Origin of the sequence: Micromonospora eburnea, assembly GCF_900090225.1 — a bacterium.
Taxonomy (GTDB): Bacteria; Actinomycetota; Actinomycetes; order Mycobacteriales; family Micromonosporaceae; genus Micromonospora; species Micromonospora eburnea.
Genome location: NZ_FMHY01000002.1, coordinates 1,939,384 through 1,960,372 on the forward strand (window position 1 = coordinate 1,939,384; position 20,989 = coordinate 1,960,372).

The 20,989-nt window shown below is 75.2% G+C and carries 21 protein-coding genes; 12 read left to right on the plus strand and 9 right to left on the minus strand.

Translation table 11 applies throughout. From position 1 onward, the window contains the following. Positions 1 to 2: 2 nt before the first annotated feature. Positions 3 to 2,141, minus strand: coding sequence for an ATP-binding SpoIIE family protein phosphatase (locus tag GA0070604_RS09165; RefSeq protein ID WP_091117281.1), 2,139 nt, complete (start codon positions 2,139 to 2,141; stop codon positions 3 to 5). Between the two features lie 177 nt (positions 2,142 to 2,318). On the opposite strand from GA0070604_RS09165, the gene GA0070604_RS09170 reads away from it, so the two are divergent. Beyond that, positions 2,319 to 3,182, plus strand: a complete 864-nt coding sequence (locus GA0070604_RS09170; protein ID WP_091117284.1) for a mechanosensitive ion channel family protein — start codon at positions 2,319 to 2,321, stop codon at positions 3,180 to 3,182. A gap of 55 nt (positions 3,183 to 3,237) precedes the next feature. Here the strand turns inward: GA0070604_RS09170 and GA0070604_RS09175 are convergent, their stop codons facing one another. Further along, a complete protein-coding gene (locus GA0070604_RS09175; protein WP_091117286.1) occupies positions 3,238 to 3,600 on the minus strand; it encodes a DUF6401 family natural product biosynthesis protein in 363 nt (120 codons plus the stop codon). Positions 3,601 to 3,754: 154 nt separating this feature from the next. On the opposite strand from GA0070604_RS09175, the gene GA0070604_RS09180 reads away from it, so the two are divergent. Continuing rightward, positions 3,755 to 4,204, plus strand: coding sequence for a hypothetical protein (locus GA0070604_RS09180; protein ID WP_091126995.1), 450 nt, complete (start codon positions 3,755 to 3,757; stop codon positions 4,202 to 4,204). A gap of 41 nt (positions 4,205 to 4,245) precedes the next feature. Here GA0070604_RS09180 and GA0070604_RS09185 read toward each other — a convergent pair whose 3' ends face one another. From GA0070604_RS09185 to GA0070604_RS09205, 5 genes are all read right to left on the minus strand, one after another. Continuing rightward, on the minus strand, positions 4,246 to 4,461 hold the full coding sequence (locus tag GA0070604_RS09185) for a hypothetical protein (RefSeq protein ID WP_091117287.1): 216 nt from the start codon (positions 4,459 to 4,461) through the stop codon (positions 4,246 to 4,248). A 211-nt stretch (positions 4,462 to 4,672) separates the two neighbouring features. Continuing rightward, positions 4,673 to 4,933 carry a hypothetical protein gene (locus tag GA0070604_RS09190; RefSeq protein ID WP_091117289.1) on the minus strand — a complete coding sequence of 87 codons (261 nt, stop codon included), beginning with the start codon at positions 4,931 to 4,933 and terminating at the stop codon, positions 4,673 to 4,675. Between the two features lie 50 nt (positions 4,934 to 4,983). Further along, positions 4,984 to 5,445: an SRPBCC family protein gene (locus GA0070604_RS09195; RefSeq protein WP_091117291.1), complete on the minus strand. Its 462-nt coding sequence runs from the start codon at positions 5,443 to 5,445 to the stop codon at positions 4,984 to 4,986. Between the two features lie 55 nt (positions 5,446 to 5,500). Then, a complete protein-coding gene (locus GA0070604_RS09200; RefSeq protein WP_091117294.1) occupies positions 5,501 to 5,917 on the minus strand; it encodes a DUF2795 domain-containing protein in 417 nt (138 codons plus the stop codon). An 85-nt stretch (positions 5,918 to 6,002) separates the two neighbouring features. After that, on the minus strand, positions 6,003 to 6,977 hold the full coding sequence (locus tag GA0070604_RS09205) for a YihY/virulence factor BrkB family protein (RefSeq protein ID WP_091117296.1): 975 nt from the start codon (positions 6,975 to 6,977) through the stop codon (positions 6,003 to 6,005). Positions 6,978 to 7,119: 142 nt separating this feature from the next. On the opposite strand from GA0070604_RS09205, the gene GA0070604_RS09210 reads away from it, so the two are divergent. Next, positions 7,120 to 7,524, plus strand: a complete 405-nt coding sequence (locus GA0070604_RS09210) for a ChaB family protein (protein WP_091117299.1) — start codon at positions 7,120 to 7,122, stop codon at positions 7,522 to 7,524. Positions 7,525 to 7,578: 54 nt separating this feature from the next. Here GA0070604_RS09210 and GA0070604_RS09215 read toward each other — a convergent pair whose 3' ends face one another. Continuing rightward, a complete protein-coding gene (locus tag GA0070604_RS09215; RefSeq protein ID WP_091117302.1) occupies positions 7,579 to 9,012 on the minus strand; it encodes an aldehyde dehydrogenase family protein in 1,434 nt (477 codons plus the stop codon). A gap of 72 nt (positions 9,013 to 9,084) precedes the next feature. Here GA0070604_RS09215 and GA0070604_RS09220 point away from each other — a divergent pair, with 72 nt between their 5' ends. After that, positions 9,085 to 10,683, plus strand: coding sequence for a phytoene desaturase family protein (locus GA0070604_RS09220; protein WP_091117304.1), 1,599 nt, complete (start codon positions 9,085 to 9,087; stop codon positions 10,681 to 10,683). Positions 10,684 to 10,764: 81 nt separating this feature from the next. Here the strand turns inward: GA0070604_RS09220 and GA0070604_RS09225 are convergent, their stop codons facing one another. After that, the gene (locus tag GA0070604_RS09225) at positions 10,765 to 11,532 is read right to left on the minus strand and encodes a polyprenol monophosphomannose synthase (protein ID WP_091117307.1); all 768 of its coding nucleotides are present in this window, start codon (positions 11,530 to 11,532) and stop codon (positions 10,765 to 10,767) included. Between the two features lie 422 nt (positions 11,533 to 11,954). On the opposite strand from GA0070604_RS09225, the gene GA0070604_RS09230 reads away from it, so the two are divergent. From GA0070604_RS09230 to GA0070604_RS09265, 8 genes are all read left to right on the plus strand, one after another. Continuing rightward, positions 11,955 to 13,646 (plus strand): HAD-IIIA family hydrolase, encoded by a 1,692-nt coding sequence (locus GA0070604_RS09230; RefSeq protein ID WP_091117310.1) that lies wholly within the window; start codon positions 11,955 to 11,957, stop codon positions 13,644 to 13,646. Continuing rightward, positions 13,643 to 14,617, plus strand: a complete 975-nt coding sequence (locus GA0070604_RS09235; RefSeq protein ID WP_091117313.1) for a glycosyltransferase — start codon at positions 13,643 to 13,645, stop codon at positions 14,615 to 14,617. The genes GA0070604_RS09230 and GA0070604_RS09235 overlap by 4 nt, the downstream gene beginning before the upstream one ends. Further along, complete coding sequence (locus tag GA0070604_RS09240) at positions 14,602 to 15,819, plus strand: glycosyltransferase (protein WP_091117316.1); 1,218 nt, start codon at positions 14,602 to 14,604, stop codon at positions 15,817 to 15,819. The genes GA0070604_RS09235 and GA0070604_RS09240 overlap by 16 nt, the downstream gene beginning before the upstream one ends. After that, positions 15,819 to 16,655 carry a D-sedoheptulose-7-phosphate isomerase gene (locus GA0070604_RS09245; RefSeq protein ID WP_244161802.1) on the plus strand — a complete coding sequence of 279 codons (837 nt, stop codon included), beginning with the start codon at positions 15,819 to 15,821 and terminating at the stop codon, positions 16,653 to 16,655. Before GA0070604_RS09240 ends, GA0070604_RS09245 begins: the two co-directional genes overlap by 1 nt. A gap of 26 nt (positions 16,656 to 16,681) precedes the next feature. Then, positions 16,682 to 18,082: a PfkB family carbohydrate kinase gene (locus tag GA0070604_RS09250; protein ID WP_377593415.1), complete on the plus strand. Its 1,401-nt coding sequence runs from the start codon at positions 16,682 to 16,684 to the stop codon at positions 18,080 to 18,082. Positions 18,083 to 18,217: 135 nt separating this feature from the next. Further along, a complete protein-coding gene (locus GA0070604_RS09255) occupies positions 18,218 to 18,919 on the plus strand; it encodes an SDR family oxidoreductase (RefSeq protein ID WP_091117321.1) in 702 nt (233 codons plus the stop codon). Then, entirely contained in the window at positions 18,916 to 19,875 is a 960-nt protein-coding gene (locus GA0070604_RS09260; protein WP_091117324.1) for a glycosyltransferase family 9 protein, read from the plus strand. Before GA0070604_RS09255 ends, GA0070604_RS09260 begins: the two co-directional genes overlap by 4 nt. Next, positions 19,859 to 20,845 carry a DNA topoisomerase IB gene (locus GA0070604_RS09265; RefSeq protein WP_091117327.1) on the plus strand — a complete coding sequence of 329 codons (987 nt, stop codon included), beginning with the start codon at positions 19,859 to 19,861 and terminating at the stop codon, positions 20,843 to 20,845. Before GA0070604_RS09260 ends, GA0070604_RS09265 begins: the two co-directional genes overlap by 17 nt. The last annotated feature ends 144 nt before the right edge of the window (positions 20,846 to 20,989 follow it).

Here is a 20,989-nt window from a genome sequence, read left to right on the forward strand (position 1 = left end):
GTTCAGCTCTGCGGGATGAGGATCTCGAACCAGACGGTCGAGCCGCGCACCGTGGGGTCGGTGCCCCAGGCGTCGCTCAACTCCTCGATCAGCCCCAGGCCGCGCCCCCGGCTGCTCAATGTGTCGGTCTGCGCCCGGGTCACCTGGCCCCGGGTGCCGGAGTCGGCGACCGAGACCAGCAGCCGTTCCGCGCTCAGGTCGATCTCCACCCGGGCGGCGGTGCCGGCGTGCAGCAGCGCGTTGGTGGTCAGCTCGCTGGTGCACAGGACCGCGCCGCCGATCACCGTCTCGGGCACCTGCCACTCGGTGAGCTGAGCGGTCATCCAGTGGCGTACCCGGCTCGGCGCGGTCGGCTCCGCCGGCACCGCCATGCTGGCCGAGCGGCTCGGCCGCACCGCGTGCTCCACGGCCAGCAACGCCACGTCGTCCTCGGTCGCGCCGGGCACGGCGGCGGTGGCCGCCGCGCAGAGCGCCCGAGGATCGCCGCTGCTGGCGGACGTCACCGCCGCGCGCAGCCCGGTCAGCCCGGCGGACAGGTCCTGCCAGCGCCGCTCCACCACCCCGTCGCTGTACAACAGCAGGGTGTCGCCCGGCCCGAACGGCACCGCCGTGGTACGCGGGCGGTAGCCGAGACCCAACGGGGGGCCGGGGGACACCTCGACGTACTCGGCGGTCGGCTCGCCGCCGGCCGGGCAGCGCCGGATCAGCGGGGCCGGATGCCCGGCGCTGGCCAGCGTGATCCGCCCCTGGTCGGCCTCGATCACGCCGAACACCACCGTGACGAAGAGCTCCTGGGTCCCGCCCTCGGTGCCCAGGCTGGCGACCAGCCGGTCCAGACCGGCGAGCACGGCGTCGGGGCGGGGGTCGGTGAGCGCCAGCGCGCGTAGCGCCGCGCGTACCTGCCCCATCCGGGCAGCGGCCTGGACGTCGTGCCCGGCCACGTCACCCAGGACCACCCCGAGCGCGCCGCTGGGCAGCACGAACGCGTCGTAGAAGTCGCCGCCGGCGGCGTTGCCGTCCACACCGGGGTCGTACCGGGCGGCGATGCGTAACCGGGGCAGGTCGGGCAGCCGTTCGGGCAGCATGCTGCGCTGCAGGAGCTGGGCGGTGCCATGTTGGGTCTCGAAGCGGCGGGCCCGCTCGGCGGCCTGGCCGACCAGCTCCGCCGCGGCGGCGAGCAGCGCGCGTTCCGCCGGCGACCACAGGTGCGGCGTCTGGTAGCCGACGGTCATCGAGCCGCGGACCACCGACGAGCGCAGCGGCAGGGAGGCCAGCGAGCGGATCTTCTCGTCGTGCCGGTCCGCCGCGGAGTCCCGCAGCGGCTGCCCGTCGGTGGTGAACACGGGTACGCCGCTGCGGGCGGTCACCACCATCGGGACGGGCGACTCGGCCGGTACCCGCCGCCACAACGGTGGGAGCCGCTCGTCGGCCTCGTCCAAGAGTTCGCCGCGGACCCGGCGGACCATCCGCCAGGCCGATCCCTCGTCGACACCGAAGGAGACCCGGTCGGCGCCGAAGGAGTCGAGGCCGTAGCGCAGGGTGACCCGGGCGACGTCGTCGAGGGTGAGCGTGCCGGAGAGCGCGGCGGCGAAGTCGCTCAGGCTCTGCAACTGCCGGGTGACCTGGGTGGTCTGCGCGGCCACGCTGAGCACGCCGATGGTACGGCCGCCGCTGTCCCGCACCGGCGAGAAACCGCGGGTGAACACGCCCGGTTCGGTGGGCCCGGTCCGGTGCCGGTCGACCGGCAGCACCGCCTCCCGTTCCAGGAAGGGCTCACCCCGCCAGTACGCCCGTTCGACCACCTCCCCGGCACCCGGCTCGTGCCAGATATCGGCGAACACCTCCGCCGCCGGCCGCCCGAGCGCCCCGGGGTGCCGCGTCCCGATCAGCTCGGCGTACCCCTCGTTGTAGACCAGGATCAGGTCGTCGCCGTAGAGCAGGGCCATCGGCACGGGCGAGGCGAGCACCAGGTTGACCACGGCACGGAGGGCCGGATCCCACTGCTCGGGCGCTCCCAGCGGCGTGTCGGCCCACCGCAGCGACGACAGGTCGGCCGGGCCGGGCGCGGCGGAGCGCGGACCCGTCGGCGCTCCCGAGGTGGGGGCTGATGGCGTGGGCACCCGCCCGACCGTGCCTGGCATGACCGCAGCCTATCCGGAGGGTGGCGAAAAGGTGCCGTTCAGGCGACGCGGGGCGTCGGCCGGCGATCGGGGGGACCGTACCGATTCGTCGCGAATGCCAGGTAGTCGCGGTGGGCGGCGTGCCAGCGCGGCGACCGGGTATCCCGGCATCGCAATTCACGCGACGGGAGGGACAAGGTGGGGGAAACCCTCGCGGTCGGGCAGGTCAACATCGGGGCCGCCCTGACCGATCTGTGGAGAACACTGGTGCTCTTCGTGCCGAGAGCTGTCGCGTTCATCGTGATTCTCGTCGTGGGCTGGCTCGTCGCCCGAGCCGTCCTGAAGATCGTGGACGTGGCGCTGGAGCGGGTGGGTTTCGACCGGGCCGTCGATCGGGGCGGCATCAAGCGAGCGCTCGAACGCACCAGGTACGAAGCCAGCGACATCCTGGCCAAACTGGCCTACTACACGATCCTGCTGTTCACCCTCCAGTTCGCCTTCGGGGTCTGGGGACCGAACGCGATCAGTGATCTGATCCGGGGCGTCATCTCGTGGCTGCCGCGCGCCTTCGTGGCGATCATCATCGTGGTCGTCGCCGCCGCCATCGCCAACGCCGCCCGGGACCTGGTCGGCGGCGCGCTCGGCGGGCTCTCGTACGGCCGGGTGCTGGCCGGCCTGACCGCGGTCTTCATCCTGGCGCTCGGCGTGATCGCCGCGCTGAACCAGGTGGGCATCGCCACCACGGTCACCGAGCCGGTACTGATCGCGGTTCTCGCCACCGTGGCCGGCATCCTGATCGTCGGTGTCGGCGGCGGCCTGGTGAAGCCGATGCAGGCCCGCTGGGACGGCTGGCTCAACCGGATGGCGGAGGAGTCCCAGGCCGTCCGGGAACAGCGCCGGGCGGAGAACGCCGGCCGCCGCGACTACGAACGGCAGCTGGCCGACCGGGGCGCGCAGCCCACCCGGGCGACGCCGGAGCCGGCGTCCGGCGTCCCGGGCGGCACGTACCGGTCCGGGAAGGTGGGCGAGCAGAACCGGCAGTCCGGCCGGCCGAACGAGTGAGTCGGAGCGGGGGAGGGTCGCCCGTCGTTCGTGCCCCCGGGCGGCTCTCCCGGGCTCAGGCGAGATGCCGGGGATCCAGCGTGCGGGCCAGGGCGCAGACCGCGATCAGGCGGGTGAACAGCCAGTCCGGCCGCGACCAGTCGACCGGTTCGGCCGGCGGCTGCCAGCCGTGCTCCTCGGCCGCGGCGCGGACCCCCTCGGCGTACCCGGCGAGCGCGGCCACGGTCAGCGGGCGACTGTCGGCCTCCAGGCTGTCCCGTACGGCGGCGGCGTGCTGGTCGACCGCGGCGAGCAGGACCGGGTCGGCGGCGGCCGCGGCGAGACCGGCGGTGCCGACGGAGCCGGTGAGTGCGGTGAGGGCGGACCGCGCGGCGCCCGCCGCGGAGCGGCTCGACTCCCGGTTGTTCGGCACACGCATGGTGACCGAGGCTAACGTGGCGGGTGCCCGGCTCGGTAGACAGGTCGAGGCCCGGATCGTTCGGGTGTCGTCCAGTGCCCACGGGGACCGACCCGGTCGCCAGGGAGCAGGAGGCAACCGCGCGAACCGGGGCGGTGGGGCCGTGGAGGAACGGATGGGACAGCAGGCGGACGGACCGGACGAGGCGCACCGCCGCCCGGCGGGCGTGAACGATGCCACGGTCGCGGCGCTCGGCAAGCTCAGCGAGGCCCTGGAGACGGTCGAGCGGGCGCGTGGGCACCTCTATTCGCTGCACCAGATGATCGGCCACGCCGACCTGATGCTCGACGACGCGGTGGCGCTGTTCCGGTCGGCGGGCCACGACGAGATCGCCGAACTGGTGGACCGGGACCTGCTCGGCCGGAACGTGATCGCGGGACGCTGGACCTTCCAGATCGTCGAGGACTTCGACGACGGCTACTACGCGCTCTTCCGGGAGGTGGACCGCCGAGCCCGCGACGAGCTGGTCGGCGGCCGGCGTCACCTCCACGAGGCGGAGATGAAGGAACGCCGACGCAGCCCTGGCCGGCCGGGGCACGAGGCCCGGCCGAGCGCCGGGGGCTAGCCGCTCGGCGGAGCGTGCTCAACCACGCCGCCGCGAGCCCGCTACTCCATGGATCGAGCGCGATCTTGCGAGACCCGGCCGGCGGCGTCGTCGGCGACGATCACCGTCGCCACCATGAGGGCCACCACGAGGCTGAACAGCCAGGAACCGTCGGAGACCAGCTTGGCCGCGACGGGCGCCTGGGCGGCGGCGAGCAGGAAGCCCAGCCAGGCCAGGCGGCGCTGACGTGGGGTGAGGAAACCCGAGCCCTGTTGCATTCCGAAAGTTTTACTCGGGGCCTGGGCAGCGCCGTCCCCCGTTCGGCCGATTCTGGCTGGGCTGTCCGTTTTATCGGCCGGGTTGCCTTGTTTCGTAGCGCTTCGGTCGAGTCGCGCCGGTCCGTCCGGTCACCGCACCTCCGGGTGCCGTCGGGCCGGAAACCGTCGGCGGGCACCGGGAGCCTTCGGCAGGCACCCGGCGCCCGCCGGCTCACGCGTCCGGGCCGGTCCGGCCGATGGTCGACGGCCGGTACGCCCGGTCCGCGTCGGTCATCTCCCGCCGCTCGGCCTCCGGACCGGCGCCGCGGTCCACCGCCTCGGGTCCGTGGCCGAACGCGGACTCCTCACCGGCGTCGTTGCCGGTGACGTCGTCGGCCTGCCCGTCGACGGTCGACCGGGCCAGTGCCCGGTCCAGCTCGTGGAGCGGAGTACGGGTCTCGTCGCGCCACACGTGGCGGTCCTTGTCGGTCATTCTCTAGCGGTACCCGGGTGCGGTGATCGCAAACGGCCGAGGCGGCGACGTCAGGGGGTCGGCCGGTCCACCGTGCCCCGCCAGGCACCGGTCTCCTGACCGCGGCGCTCGATGAACTGCTTGAACCGGTCCAGGTCGGCCCGGGCCCGGCGGTCCACCAGACCGAGCTTGTCGCCGGCCTGCTCGACCACGCCCTGCGGCTCGAACTCCAACTGCAGGGTGACCCGGGTGTGTCCCTCGTCGAGCCGGTGGAAGGTCACCACGCCGGCCTGCCGGGTGCCCTCGGTCGACCGCCAGGCCACCCGCTCGTCCGGTAGCTGCTCGGTGATCTCGGCGTCGAACTCGCGCTTCACGCCGGCGATCTCGACCGTCCAGTGCGTCATCGTGTCGGTGAGCTGCCGAACCTCGTGGACGCCCTCCATGAAGCGGGGAAACGCCTCGAACTGCGTCCACTGGTCGTACACGGTACGGATCGGGACGGCGACGTCCACGTGTTCCATCACGCCACTCATCGCAGGCTCCTCCTGTTCCCGCCGGTGTCCGCACGGCCATCGTGGGCCGCTCCGCTCACCAGCGCGTCGTCTCGTTCTTGTGCCCGAGGGCGGCCCACACCTCGGAGATCGTCTGGTAACGGGTACCGACGGGCAGGCTCTCCAGGGCGGCGACGATGTCCGTCGGCGCCTGGTTCTCCCGGGCGTTGGCCACCAGCGCCTCACGGTCACCGGGCAGGGCGGTCATGGTGATGAACCGACCGAGGCGGCTGCGCGCCTCCACGTCGTCCATGCTCATCCCCTGCGGGTTGCCGCCGCGGCTCGCGCCGGCCGTCAGGGTCTTCGGCTCCGGCTGGTCCTCACCCGCCGGCTCCGGCTGGCGGGACTCGTCGACCCGTGAGCCACCAGCCCCCGGCCCCTGGACGAGACCGCTGACGTCCTGGCTCATGTTGTCGTCGACCCTGGGTGAGTGCTTGCTGTTGCCACGTTCCATGCCGACAGACATGCCCGAGGGGACCGGCGGTAAACCGGGCCGGACGGTCGGGCCGGTCATCGGGCGACGAACCAGCCGAAGCCGGTCACGCGTCGGCCGGGGCGCGCGGCGGCAGGACGGGCTCACCCGGGTCCCCGGCACCCGTCTGCATCACCCGGCCGCGCTGGAGTTCGGCGTTGACCTGTACGCCGAGCAGGAGGGCACAGTTGGACAGGTAGAGCCAGACCAGGAAGGCGATGACCGCGCCGAGACTGCCGTACGTCACGTCGTACGAGCCGAAGTTGGCGACGTAGAGGCCGAATCCGGCGGAGGCGAGAACCCAGGCCAGCAGGGCCAGGCCGCCGCCCGGGGTGAGCCAGCGGAACCGGGGCTGCCGAACGTTCGGGGCGATCCAGAACAGCAGCGACAGCAGCGTCATCGCGATCAGGGCGAGCAGCGGCCACTTCGCCACCGTCCACAGGGTGCGGGTCACCCCGCCGGCGTGCAGCCGGTCGCCGAGCGCGTCGGTGACCGGGCCGCTGACGATCAGCCCGGTGGCGGCCACGGCGAGCAGCAGCAACGACACCGCGGCCAGGCCGATCTGCAGCGGGCGCAGCCGGTAGAAGGGCCGCCCCTCGGCGACCCCGTAGACCGCGTTCGACGCCCGGGTGAACGCGCCGATGAACCCGGACGCCGACCAGAGCGCGCCGAGCAACCCGAAGCCGAGCAGCACCCTGGCCGAGTCCTGCTGCGCCACCACGCCGCGGACCGCGCTGACGAAGCCGTCGTTGCCGACCACCGAGCCCGCGCCGATGTCCCGGGCCAGGCCGACCACCGTGTCGACGGTCCGCTCGCCGTCGGAGACCAGGCCGACCAGGGCCACCACCACCACGGTGGCGGGAAAGAGCGCCAGCACCCCGTAGTAGGTCAGCGCGGCCGCCCAGTCCGCGCAGTTGTCCCGGACGAAGTTCCGCCCGCTGCGGGCCAGCACCCCGCGCCAGGTGGGCCAGCTCAGTTGGCGTATCCGCCGGGGGAACCGGGCCCGCCGGCCGGTGACCACCGGCTCCGTCGTCGCCGCCATGACCGCTCCCTCCGAGGTCCGACGCGCCGTGCGCGTGGCCCGGCGGTACCCCGTCAGGAAAATCGACAAACGCCGGTGCCGGTTTGCCGCCGGGACGTGGGGGAACGGTCACAGGAACCCATCGAGACTCCAGGAGGACGAGATGCCCGGGCGCGAGGTACTGCCCAGCACGCTGCGGCGTTCCCCGGACAAGGCGCAGCGGACCTGGGAGAAGACGCACGACTCGGCCGTGGAGACGTACGGCGAGGGACAGCGGGCGCACCGCACCGCCTTCGCCGCGTTGAAGCACGAGTTCGAGAAGGTCGGCGACCACTGGGAGCCGAAGGGACGCAAGGGCCCGAGCGACCAGCAGGCTGCCGGCGGTGGTCCGGCCCGACGGGCGCCGACGGCCGTCGGGGTGGACGCCAACGCGCCCAAGGAGCACCTGATGGAGGTCGCCCGGAAACTGGACGTGCCGGGCCGGTCCCGGATGAACAAGCCGGAGCTGGTCAAGGCGATCCAGAAGGCGAACGACAAGGCGACCCGCGAGGCGCGCGGCGGTCGCTGACCACGCCCGACGTGACGGGAGCCCGGGATCGGCCTCGGGCTCCCGTTGCCGTGCTCACCAGTGGCCGCCGCCGGGGGCCTCGATGTGCACGGCCTTGACCGTGCTGAACTCGTCGAGCAGCTCCGGGCCGTACCCGAAGCCCTGGCCGCTGCCGCGGCGCGGCTGCGCGGCACCGCCCGGCGCACCCCCGAAGACCGCGTTGATCTTGACGGTGCCCGCCGGCAGTTCCCGCCAGGCCCGGTGGGCGTGGCTCATCGAACCGGTCAGCACCGTGGCGGCCAGCCCGTACGGGGAGTCGGCCGCGCAGCGCAGCCCCTCGCTGAACGAGTCCACCACGACCACCGGGGCGACCGGCCCGAACGTCTCCTCGCGGACCAGGGCCATCTCGTGCCGGCAGTCGGCGACCACGGTCGCCGGGTAGAAGGCTCCCGGCCCGTCCGGTATCTCGCCGCCGGTGCGGACCCGCGCCCCTTCGGCCGTCGCCGCGGTGACCTGCCCGTGCACGTGGTCCCGGTGCCGCCGGTCGACCAGCGGCCCGAGCTGCGTGCCCGGGTCCCGGCCCGGGCCCACCCGGAGCGCCTCGGCCCGCTCGACCAGCGCGTCGACGAAGTCCTCGGCGAGGTCCCGGTGCACGTAGATCCGTTCCACCGCGACGCAGATCTGCCCGGCGTTGGCGAAACAGCCCAACGCCGCCTGCTCGGCCGCCCAGATCGGATCGACGCCGGTGTCGACCACCAGCGGGTCGCTGCCGCCGTTCTCCAGCAGCACCTTCGCGCGGGTGCGGGCGCCGGCGGCGGCGATCGCCCGGCCGGTGGCGGTGGACCCGACGTGGGCGACCACGTCCACGTCCTGCCCGGCCAGCGCCGCGCCCACCTCACCGCCACCGGTGAGCAGCGACAGCACGCCGGCCGGCAGCGCGGAGTCCAGCGCCCTCGCCAGCAGCCAGCCGGTGGCGGGGACGCGCTCGCTCGGCTTGTAGAGCACCACGTTGCCGGTGACCAGGGCCGCGCCGAGCAGCCCGCAGGAGACCGCCACCGGGTCGTTCCACGGGGTGATCGCGGCGACCACGCCGCGCGGCTCGGGGGCCATGAAGTCGAGCGCGGAGTGGGCGCCGTGCAGCGTCCGCCCGCCGCGTACCGGGCCCAGTTCCGCGTACTGCCGCAGCGTGCCGACACCGGCCGCCACGCCGCCGCGCGCGTCGTCCAGCGGCTTGCCCATCTCCGCCGTGGTGGCCCCGGCCAGTTCCTCGGCGACGGCCGCCACCGCGTCCGCCGCACGGTGCAGCGCCGCCGCCCGCTGCGCCGGATCGGTCGCCGCCCACTCGGCCGCCGCCTCCCGGGCGGCCTCGACCGCCTTGGCCACCTCGTCCGCCGTCGCCACCGGTACGGTGGTTACCGGGGAGCCGTCGGCCGGATCGTGTACGACCAGTTCGCCTCCCGCGCCCCCGGCACCCCACACTCCACCTATGAGCTGTGCAACCGTGTACATGCGGCAGTGGATGCCCCGGTGCGGGCGCGGCAAACGCGTTTCGCCCGGTAACCGGCCGGGTAGGAGGATCTGATGGAGCCCACCGGCACGGCGGACGCCGTCGTCGTCGGCGCCGGTCACAACGGGCTGGTGGCCGCGAACCTGTTGGCCGACGCGGGCTGGGACGTCCTCGTACTGGAGGCCACCCAGGTGCCCGGCGGGGCGGTCCGGTCCGCCCAGGTCACCGCCCCCGGCTACCTCAGCGACCTCTACAGCTCCTTCTATCCGCTTGGGTACGCCTCGCCGGTGCTGCGCGGGCTCGACCTGGACCGGTACGGGCTGGCCTGGACGCACGCCCCGGACGTGCTGGCCCACCTGTTTCCCGACGGGCGGGCGGCGGTACTCAACCGAGACCCGGACGTCACCGCGGCCTCGCTGTCGGCGTTCGCCCCCGCCGACGGGGACCGCTGGCGGCACGCGTACGCCGACTGGTGCCGGGTCGCCGAGCCGATGCTGGACACCATCACCACCCCGTTCCCGCCGGTCCGTGGCGGGCTGAACCTGCTGCGCCGGCTGCACGTGTCCGGGGCGCTCCGGCTGGCCCGGCGGCTGGTGGTGCCCGCACGCCGGCTCGGCGACGAGTTGTTCGACGGCGAGGGCGGGCCGGCACTGCTCGTCGGCTGCGCGGTGCACACCGACCTGTCCCCCGAGGACGCCGGGTCCGGGGTGTACGGGTGGCTGCTGGCCATGCTCGGCCAGCAGGTCGGCTGGCCGGTGCCGGTGGGCGGCGCCCAACTGATCACCGACGCGCTGGTGGCCCGGCTAATCGAGCGGGGCGGCCGGATCGACTACGGCACCCCGGTCGACCGGGTGCTCGTCGCCCGGGGCCGGGCGTTGGGGGTGCGTACCGCCGACGGCGCCACCTGGCGGGCCCGCCGGGCCGTGCTGGCAGATGTGCCCGCCCCGGCGCTCTACCTGGACCTGGTCGGCGCCGCGGCGCTGCCGACCCGGCTGGTCGAGGACCTGGCGCACTTCCGGTGGGACGGCTCCACGTTGAAGGTGGACTGGGCGCTGTCCGCACCGGTGCCGTGGAAGAACCCGGCCGTGGCGGGTGCCGGCACCGTACACCTCGGCGCCGACCTGAACGGGCTCACCGCGTACGCGGCGGCGCTGGCCCGGCAGGAGGTGCCCCGGGACCCGTTCCTGCTGGTGGGGCAGATGTCGGTGGCGGATCCGAGCCGCTCGCCGGCCGGCACCGAGTCGCTCTGGTCGTACACCCACCTGCCGTTCCGCCGGCACTGGCGGGCCGAGGAGATCGCCGCCCACCTGGAGCGGGTGGAGGGGGTGCTGGAGGAAGCCGCCCCGGGCTTCCGTTCGCTGATCGTCGGGCGGCACGTGGCCGGCCCGGCCGACCTGGAGGCCGGCGACCCGAGCCTGGTCGGCGGCGCGATCGGCGGCGGCACCGCGGCCGCGTACCAGCAGCTCTTCCTGCGGCCGATCCCCGGACTGGGCCGCGCGGACACCCCGGTGGACCGGCTCTTCCTGGCCAGTTCGTCGGCGCACCCGGGCGGCGGGGTGCACGGTGCGCCCGGCGCGAACGCCGCGCGGGCGGCCCTCGCCCGGGATCGCACCCTCACCGGCGGCCTGTACGCGGGCGCGATCGGCGCCGCGCACCGGACGCTCTACCGCTGAGCCCCGCCGCGGTGGGTGCGAGAACCGCACGCTGCGTCACGGTGGCGCAGCGTGGGGTCAGCGGGTGGTGCGAGGGTCGGCTCAGCCACCCAGGTTGCGGTGCCGGCTACGCAGCCGGAACGGCATCAGCGCGCTCTCGATCTTGGTGGCGGTGGTCATCTTCGAGTCGCCGTCCCGGCGCTCCTCGAAGCGGATCGGCACCTCCAGGATGGTGTGCCCGAGCTTGGTGGCGAGGTAGTGCATCTCCACCTGGAAGCTGTAGCCGTTGGACTGCACCCGCTCCAGCCCGATGTCACGCAGCGCGTCCGCCCGCCAGATCTTGAAGCCGGCGGTCAGGTCCCGGATCCGCACCCGCAGCAGCGTGTGCACGTAGAGGTTGGCCCAGCCGCTGAGCGCGCGCCGGTACAGCGGCCAGTTCTCGTCCAGCTCGCCGCCGGGCACGTACCGTGAGCCGATGACCACGCTGGCCTGGGTGGCGAGCAGCGCGCCGAGCATGCCGGGCAGCGCCTCGGGCGGGTGGGACAGGTCCGCGTCCATCTGCGCGACGAACTCCGCGCCCCCGTCGAGCGCCCGCCCGATCCCGTCCACGTACGCCCGGCCGAGCCCCTCCTTGCCCGGGCGGTGCGCCACCTGCACCCGCTCGGGGTGCTCCAGGGCCAACTTGTCGGCGACCTCACCGGTCCCGTCGGGGGAGTTGTCGTCCGCGACAAGCACCTTCAACCCGGGCAGCGGCAGGGCGAGAAGTCGCTCGACCAGCGTCGGAAGGTTGCCCGCCTCGTTGTAGGTCGGAACGACCACGGTCAGGCGTGCGTCGCGCCACGGCGAGGGCAACTGCACGGGTTCGATCATCACGGACATCCTCGGTCGGCCGACATCTTCACCTGAGAGGGTAGCCATTCGCCGCCGTCTGGTTGTACGGACGCCCGCTCGATCCCGTCCTGTCAAGATCTGTACACCCGTCCGGTGGCCGTACTGGTCAGGCCCTGATCGACCACCTGCCGCACACCTGGTCGGGCCCGGGTTCGGGCGGCTCTGGCGTTGGTGTGACTCGTTCGCGATATCAGTTCCAGCGGCTGCGACGAGTCATGCCAGCCTCAGCCGCACCACGCGGCCAGCCGCTCGCATCCCGGCCGGGTTAGCTTCTCGGGGGCGGCGGGTATCGCCGGACCGGGCCGGCGCGGCGGGGACGGGACGCCGGCCAGGCGGCACCGGCGGAGGCGGCTCCGCCGAAGTTGATGTTTACTCCTCGGGGGCTCGGGAACCATTCGCCCGTGCGACGGGACCACGAGCGGGATCAGTTCAGGTCAGCCCGGGTTGACCCGGCCGCTGTCCGGTTCCCGTCCGGCCTGTACGACGCGGTGCTGCTGGACCGGGACGGCACGCTGATCGAGGACGTGCCCTACAACGGCGACCCGGAGAAGGTCCGCCCCGTACCCGGAGCGCGGGAGGCCCTGGACCGGCTGCGCGCGGCCGGCCTGCGTCTGGCGGTGGTCAGCAACCAGTCCGGCCTGGCCCGGGGCTGCTTCACCGCGGACGAACTGCGCCGGGTCAACGCCCGGGTGGAGGAACTGCTCGGGCCGTTCGACAGCTGGCAGATCTGCCCGCACGGCGAGCCGGACGGCTGCGCCTGCCGCAAGCCGGCCCCGGGCCTGGTGCACGCCGCCGCCCGGGCGCTGGGCACCACGCCGACCCGGTGCGTCCTGGTCGGCGACATCGGTGCCGACATGGTCGCCGCCGCCGCGGCCGGCGCCGCCGGCATCCTGGTGCCCACCCCGGCCACCCGGCCGGCGGAGGTGACCGGCGCGCCCACGGTTGCCGGTGACCTGCCGGGCGCGGTCACGGAGATCCTGCGCCGGATCCGCCTGGTGGCCGCCCCCGCCGCCGTGCCCCGGCGCGGCACGGTCCTGGTGGCGCGCAGCGACGCCGCCGGGGATGTGCTGGTCACCGGCCCCGGCATCCGAGCGGTCGCCGCCAACGCGGAGCGGGTGGTGCTACTCTGCGGACCGCGGGGCCGGGCCGCCGCCGAACTGCTGCCCGGCGTGGACGAGATCGTCGAGTGGCCACTGCCGTGGATCGACGCCCCGGCCGGCGCGGTCGACCCGGCGGACCTGCGTCGACTCACCGACCGGCTCGCCGCGCTCGGCGCGGAGGAGGCGGTCGTCTTCACCTCGTACCACCAGTCGGCGCTGCCCCTCGCCCTGCTGCTGCGGATGGCGGGGATAGCCCGGATCAGCGCGATCAGCGACGACTACCCGGGCTCCCTGCTCGATGTCCGGCACCGGGTGCCGGTCGGGGTGCCGGAACCGGAACGGGCGCTCTCCCTCGCCGCCGCCGCCGGCTTCGCGCTGCCCGCCGACGACGAGCCGGGCCTGCGCCTGCGCGTCGACCGGCTGCCGCCCGCCCCGGCCGGGCCGGGGGAGCCGGGCTACGTCGTGCTCCACCCGGGCTCCTCGGTGGAGACCCGGGCCTGCCCGCCCGAACTGGCCGCCCGGATCGTCCGGGTGCTCAGCGCCGCCGGCCACCGGGTGGTGGTGACCGGCGGACCGGACGAACGGGAGCTGACCGCCCGGGTCGCCGCCGCCGGCGGCCTCGACCTGGGCGGATGCACCGGACTCGGCGAACTCGCCGCGGTGATCGCCCGGGCTGGCGCGCTGGTGGTCGGCAACACCGGGCCGGCGCACCTGGCCGCCGCGCTCGGCGTACCGGTGGTCAGCCTGTTCGCCCCCACCGTCCCGTTCGGGCAGTGGGGGCCGTACCGGGTGCCGGCCGTCCGGCTCGGCGACGCCGGGGCGGCCTGCCGGGACACCCGCGCCACCCGCTGCCCGGTCCCCGGCCACCCCTGCCTCTCGGCCGTCGAGCCGGGGCGGGTGCTGGAGGCGTTGCGGCTGCTCGGCGTACCCGCCGACGCGCCGGAGCCCCCGGCCGCGCGGCCGGCCGTCCCCGCCTGCGGGGTGGTGCGATGAACGTGCTGGTCTGGCACGTGCACGGGTCGTGGACCACGTCATTCGTGCACGGCAAGCACCGCTACCTGGTGCCGGTCACCCCGGACCGGGGCCCGTACGGCCTCGGCCGCGCGCGCACCTACCCCTGGCCGGACAACGCCGTCGAGGTGACCCCGCAGGAGTTGCGCCGGTCCGAGGTGGACGTGGTGCTGCTCCAGCGCCCGGAGGAGTTCGACCTGGCCTGCGAGTGGCTGGGCCGCCGGGTGGGCCGCGACGTGCCGGCGATCTACGTCGAGCACAACACCCCGAAGGGCGACGTGCCGAACACCCGGCACCCGATGGCCGGCCGGGACGACCTGCTGCTCACCCATGTCACCCACTTCAACGAGCTGTTCTGGGACAACGGCGGCAGCCGTACCGCGGTGGTCGAGCACGGGGTGGTCGCCCCGGCCGTCGAGTGGACCGGCGAGCTGGACCGGCTCGCCGTCGTCATCAACGAGCCGGTACGCCGCTGGCGGGTCACCGGCACCGACCTGCTGCCCCGCTTCGCCGAGATCGCCCCGCTGGACGTCTACGGCATGGGGGTGGCCGGACTGGCCGACCGGCTCGGCCTGCCGCCGGAGCGGCTGACCAGCCACGACGACGTGCCGCAGCACGCCATGCACGGTGAGCTGGCCCGCCGGCGGGCGTACCTGCACCTGTGCCGGTGGACCTCGCTCGGGCTCAGCCTGATCGAGGCGATGACCATCGGCATGCCGGTGGTGGCGTTGGCCACCACCGAGGCCGTGGAGGCGGTTCCGCCGTCCGCCGGCGCCCTCTCCACCCGGGTCGACGCGCTGCTGGAGGCGGCCCGCGGCCTCGTCGACGATCCGGTGGCGGCCCGCCGGGCGGGCGCCTCGGCCCGGGCCGCGGCCCGGAACCGCTACGGCCTGGAGCGTTTCCTCGCCGACTGGGACCGGCTGCTGGAGGAGGAAGTATGCGCATCGCGATGATCTCGGAGCACGCCAGTCCGCTCGCCGTTCTCGGCGGAGAGGACGCCGGCGGCCAGAACACGCATGTCGCGGAGCTCTCCGCCGCGCTCGCGGCCGCCGGCCACGACGTCCGCGTCTACACCCGGCGCGACGCCGTGGACCTGCCGGTGACGGTCCGCGCTCCCGACGGCTACGACGTGGTGCACGTGCCCGCCGGGCCGGCCGAGCCGGTCGCCAAGGACGACCTGTTGCCGTACATGCCCGCGTTCGGGGAGTGGCTCGCCGAGCGGTGGCGGGTCGGCGACTGGCAGCCCGAGGTGGTCCACGGGCACTTCTGGATGAGCGGCCTCGCCGCCCTCGCCGCCGGCCGCCGCACCGGGGTGCCGGTGGTGCAGACGTACCACGCGCTCGGCACGGTCAAGCGGCGCCACCAGGGCGCGCAGGACACCAGCCCGCCGGGCCGGATCGGGCACGAGCGGGAGCTGGGCCGCTCGGTCGACCGGGTGGTGGCGCAGTGCCAGGACGAGGTCGCCGAGCTGGTCCGGATGGGTGTGCCCCGGTCCCGGATCACCGTCGTCCCGTCCGGGGTGAACCTGGCCACCTTCGCCCCGCTCGGCCCCGCGGCCGAACGGGACGGCGCCCGGCCCCGCGTCCTCACCGTCGGCCGGCTGGTGGAACGCAAGGGCTTCCAGGACGTCATCCGAGCCACCGCCCTGGTCCCCGACGCCGAGTGCGTGGTGGTGGGCGGGCCGCCGGCCGGGTTGCTGGAGACCGACGCGTACGCGCTGCGGCTGCGGGCGCTCGCCCGATCCTGCGGGATCGCCGATCGGGTCAAGCTGGTCGGCGCGGTACCGCGCGAGGAGATGGGGCGTTGGTACCGCTCGGCGGACGTACTCGTCGCCGCCCCCTGGTACGAGCCGTTCGGGCTCACCCCCCTCGAAGCGATGGCGTGTGGCGTACCGGTGATCGGCACCGCGGTCGGCGGCCTGATCGACACGGTGGTGCCCGGCCGGACCGGCGACCTGGTGCCGGCCCGGGACCCCGCGGCGCTCGGCGCGGCGATCCGCCGGCTGTTCGGCGACCGGATCCGTCGCTTCGCGTACGCGACGGCGGCGCTGGACCGGGCCCGCACCCACTACTCCTGGTCGACCACCGCGGAGCGGCTCGCCGGGCTGTACGGCGAGGTGACCGCCGTGCGTCGGCGCACCCGGGTGGTCGCCTGATGGCGGCGCCGGGCTCCAACGGCAGCCGGCCGTCGATGGGGTCGCCGGGCTCCAACGGCAGCCGGCCGTCGGGGGTGTCGCCGGGCTCCAACGGCAGCCGGCCGTCGGCGGTGTCGTCGGGCTCCAACGGCGGCCGGCCGTCGGCGGCGTCGCTCGGGCCGGCCGTCGGCGGGACGGTGCTGGAGGACCACCTGACCCAGCTCGCCGCCGCGCTGCTGCCGTTGCGCCGCTCGGAGCAGCTGCTGGCCCGCTGGGGCGGGGAGCTGGCGCACCGGCTGGCCGCCGGTGGGCGGCTGCTGGTGGCCGGCAACGGGGGCAGCGCCGCCGAGGCGCAGCACCTCACCGCGGAACTGGTCGGCAAGCTCCGCGACGACCGGGAACCGCTCTCGGCCATCGCGCTGCACGCGGAGACCTCCGCGCTGACCGCGATCGGCAACGACTACGGCTTCCCGGAGGTGTTCGCCCGCCAGGTCCGCGCCCACGGCCGCCCCGACGACATCCTTCTGCTCATGTCCACCAGCGGGGCCAGCGCCAACCTGCTCGCCGCGGCCCGCGCCGGACGTGAGCACGGGCTGCGCTGCTGGGGCTTCACCGGCCCGGCCCCCAACCCGCTCGCCGACGCCTGCCACGAGAGCCTCGCCGTCGACTCGCCCGAGAGCCAGGTGGTGCAGGAGCTGCACCTGGTCGCCACCCACGTGCTCTGCGAGTACGTGGATCGGGCCCTGCCGGTCGCGCTCGCCGCACCGGCGGCGCACCGGGCGCCGGCCGGTCCGGTGCGTACCGGCGTCGAGGTGGTGCTCGGGGACGCCGCCGGTCGGGAGGTACAGACCGGATGAGGAGGTCGAGCGTGACGGGACCTGTGGTGGTGCTCGGTGACATCCTGTTGGACCGGGACGTCGAGGGCGTGGTGAACCGGCTCTGCCCGGACTCCCCGGTGCCGGTGCTCGACGAGAGCACGTACGCCGACCGCCCGGGCGGCGCCGGCCTGGCCGCCGTCTTCGCCGCCGCCGGGGGCGCCGAGGTCGCACTGGTCACCGCCGTCGCGGACGACGCGGGCGGGGCCCGGCTCGGCACCCTGCTCGCCGCCGCCGGCGTGCAGCTCTACGCGCTGCCGTTGCCCGGGGCCACGCCGGAGAAGGTCCGGCTGCGGGCCCGGGGCCGGGTGCTGCTGCGCCACGACCGGGGTGGGCCGGCCAGCCCACCCGGCGAGCCGAGCGAGGCGGTGCTGCGGCTGCTCGCCAGCGCCTCCGCCGTGCTGGTCAGCGACTACGGCCGGGGCGTGGCGCGGCAGCCGGCGCTGCGGGCCGCCCTCGCCGCCACCCGCGCCCCGGTGGTCTGGGATCCGCACCCGCGCGGCCCGACCGCGGTGCCCGGGGCGCACCTGATCACCCCCAACGAGCCCGAGGCGCGCGAGCTGGCCAAGGTGCGGCCGGAGGCCACCCGGCTGGTCACCGCGTCCCGCAGCGCCCAGGCGCTGCGCGAGCGCTGGCGGGCCGGCGCGGTGGCGGTGACCCTGGGCGGGGACGGGGCGCTGCTCTGCCACGCCGGATCCACCCCGCTGGTGGTGCCCGCCCCGACCAGTGCCGAGGGGGACACCTGCGGGGCCGGGGACCGGTTCGCCGCGTCGGCGACCCTCGCCCTGGCCCGGGGCGCGCTGGTCTCCGAGGCGGTGCAGGAGGCGGTCGCGGAGGCGTCCGCGTACGTGGCCGGCGGGGGAGTGGCCGCCGCGCTGCCCGCCCCGGTGCGGGCCGCCGCGCCGACGACGGTCACCGGCGGCGGGGCGCGGATCGGCGCGGCCGCCGCCGGCGCGGTGGTCGCCGAGGTACGCGCGGCCGGCGGCACCGTCGTCGCCACGGGCGGCTGCTTCGACCTGCTGCACGCCGGGCACGTGGCGACCCTGCAGGCGGCCCGGCAGCTCGGCGACTGCCTCGTCGTCTGCCTCAACTCCGACGCCAGCGTGGCCGGGTTGAAGGGACCGGGGCGGCCGGTCGTGCCACAGGGCGACCGCAGCCGGCTGCTCGCCGCGCTGGGCTGTGTGGACGCCGTGCTGGTCTTCGACGAGTCCACCCCGCACGCGGCGTTGTCCTGGCTGCGCCCGGACATCTGGGTCAAGGGCGGTGACTACGCCACCGGCGGCGGCGAGGAGACCCTCCCCGAGGCGGAGATCCTGGCCCGGTGGGGCGGGCACACGGTGGTCGTGCCGTACCTGGACGGCCGCTCCACCACCGACATGATCGCGGCGGCGGCGGAGGGGGCGGCGTGAGCGAGCGTCAGCGAGCGAACCATCAGCGCAGCGCCGTGCGGTCTCACGCCGGCGCCGAGCGGAGCGAGGGGACGGTGTGAGCGAGCGTCAGCGAGCGAACCATCAGCGCAGCGCCGAGTGGAGCGAGGGGGTGGCATGAGCAGCAGTCAACCTGGAGCCGGCCCGACCGTCCTGGTCACCGGCGGGTCGAGCGGGCTGGGTGCGGCGGTGGTCGTCGCGGTGGCCCGCGCCGGGGGCCGTCCCCTGGTGCTGGACCGGCAGCGGCCCGGCGACGGGGTGCCCTGGGTCGAGTGCGACCTGGCCGACACCCGGGCCGCCGAGGCGGCCACCCGCGAACTGGCGGAACGCTCCGGTGGCCTGGACGCCGTGGTCACCGCCGCCGGTGTGGACGTGCCGGGGAAACTGGCCGACGTCCCCGCGGAGACCTGGGAGCGGGTGGTCACGGTTGACCTGCTCGCCACGGCGGCGGTGATCCGGGCCGCCCTGCCCTTCCTGGAGGCGTCCCGGGGCAGCATCGTCACCATCGCCTCCACGCTCGGCGTCAAGGCGGTCAGCGACGCCACCGCGTACTGCGCGGCGAAGTTCGGGGTGGTCGGCTTCACCCGGGCGCTCGCCGCCGAGCTGGCCGGCACGGTCGGCGTCACCCTGCTGATTCCGGGCGGGATGCGCACCGCCTTCTTCGATGCGCGGGACGCGCAGTACCGTCCCGGACCGGACGCCGTGCTCAACGAGCCCGCCGACACCGCCGCCGCGGTCATGTTCGCGCTCTCCCAGCCGCGCGGCTGCGCCGTACGCGAGATGGTGGTCTGCGCCGAGCAGGAGTCGTCGTACCCGTGATCCTGGTGCTGCGGGCGCTCGGGGTCGGCGACCTGGCGACGGCCGCGCCGGCGCTGCGCGGCCTGCGGGCCGGCTTCCCCGGCCGGGAGCTGGTGCTGGCCGCGCCGGCCTGGCTGGCGCCGCTGGTCGACCTGGTCGGCGCGGTCGACCGGGTACTGCCCACGGACGGGCTGGCCGACCGGGCCACCTGGTCGGTCCCGCCGCCCGAGGTGGCGGTCAACCTGCACGGCCGGGGTCCACGGTCGCATCGGATGCTCGCCGCCACCCGGCCCGGCCGGCTGCTGGCGTTCGCCCACCCCGACGCCGGGCCCCCCGACGGCCCGGCGTGGGACGACGACGAGCACGAGGTCCGCCGCTGGTGCCGGCTGCTGCACTGGTACGGCCTGCCGGCCGACCCGGGCGACCTGGCGCTGCGCCGCCCGTCGGCGCCCGGATTCCCGGCCGGTGCCACCGTGCTGCACCCGGGCAGCAAGATCCCCGCCAAGCGCTGGCCGGCGGAGCGCTTCGCGGCGCTCGCCCGGTCGCTGGCCGCCCAGGGACACCGGGTGGTGCTCACCGGCTCCGCCGACGAGCGGGATCTGGCCCGACGGGTCGCCCGGGCGGCCGGGCTGCCGCCGGACGCCGTGCTCGCCGGCCGGACCGACCTGGCCGCGTTGGCCGCGCTGGTCGCCGACGCCCGGCTGGTGGTCAGCGGCGACACCGGGGTGGCCCATCTGGCCACCGGGTACGGCGTCGCCTCGGTGGTGCTCTTCGGCCCGGTGCCGCCCGCGCACTGGGGGCCGCCGGCGGACCGCCCCCGGCACCGGGTGCTCGGGGCCGCGCATCGGGTGCCGCTCGACCGGGACCGTGCCGGCGGGGCCCACCCGGGCCTGGCGGCGATCCCGGTCGACGAGGTGCTGGCCGCCGTGGACGAGGCGGAACGGGCGGTGCGGGTCTCCGGTGCGGTTACGGCGTAGCGATCCGGGCCGGCCGGGGTACGGACGCCGGCGGCGCGGGAAGGGCTGGCTCTTCGTCGATCCGAAGGGCGAGCCGGTCCGCGACCTCGACGAGCTGGCCCGGCTGCGGGACCTGGTCATCCCGCCGGCCTGGCGGGACGTCTGGATCTCGCCGTACCCGAACGGGCACATCCAGGCCACCGGCATCGACGCGGCCGGGCGCAAGCAGTACCTCTACCATCCGCGCTGGCGCGAGCAGCGGGACGAGGCCAAGTTCGACCACGTGCTGGAGGTGGCCCACCGGCTGCCGGCGCTGCGCGACCGGGTCGACCACGACCTGGCGCTGCGCGGGCTGCGGCGGGAGCGGGTCCTCGCCACCGTCGCCCGGCTGCTCGACATGGGCACGTTCCGGGTCGGCAACGACCAGTACGCCACCGGCGAGGACCCCACGTTCGGGGTGTCCACCCTGCGCCCCGAGCACGCCCGGTCCCGGGCCGGCTGCGTGGTCTTCGAGTTCCCGGCCAAGGGCGGCGTCGAGCAGATACGCCGGATCGAGGACCCGGAACTGTGTCGGGTGCTGACCAACCTGCGCCGCCGGCGGCGGGCCGAGGAGCGGCTCTTCGGTTACTGGGACGGCCGCACCTGGCGGGACGTCCGCAGCGACGAGGTGAACGACTACCTGCGCGACGCCAGCGGCGGGGAGATGACCGCCAAGGACTTCCGTACCTGGCACGCCACCGTGCTGGCCGCCACCGAGCTGGCGACGGTCGGCGCGCAGCGGTCGGCTACCGCCCGCAAACGGACGGTGGCCGGGGTGATGCGTTCGGTCGCCGAGTTGCTCGGCAACACGCCCACGGTGGCGCGTGCGTCCTACGTCGACCCCCGGGTGGTGGACCTCTACCACGACGGCGTGCTGGCCCCGGTGGAGCCGGAGATGCCGCGGGAGGCGGTGGAGAAGGCCGTGCTGGTGCTGCTGGAGGAGGAGAGCTGACCGACCCCGCCGTCAGTGCTGGGGGAGACCACGACGGGGTCGGGGGTTCGGGTGGCCGTGGGCGGCCGGTGGCGGCCACGCTGGCACGAAACGGCGTCGGCACCGGGCGGCCGTCCGCGACGGAAGGGTCGCGGACGCCTCGCC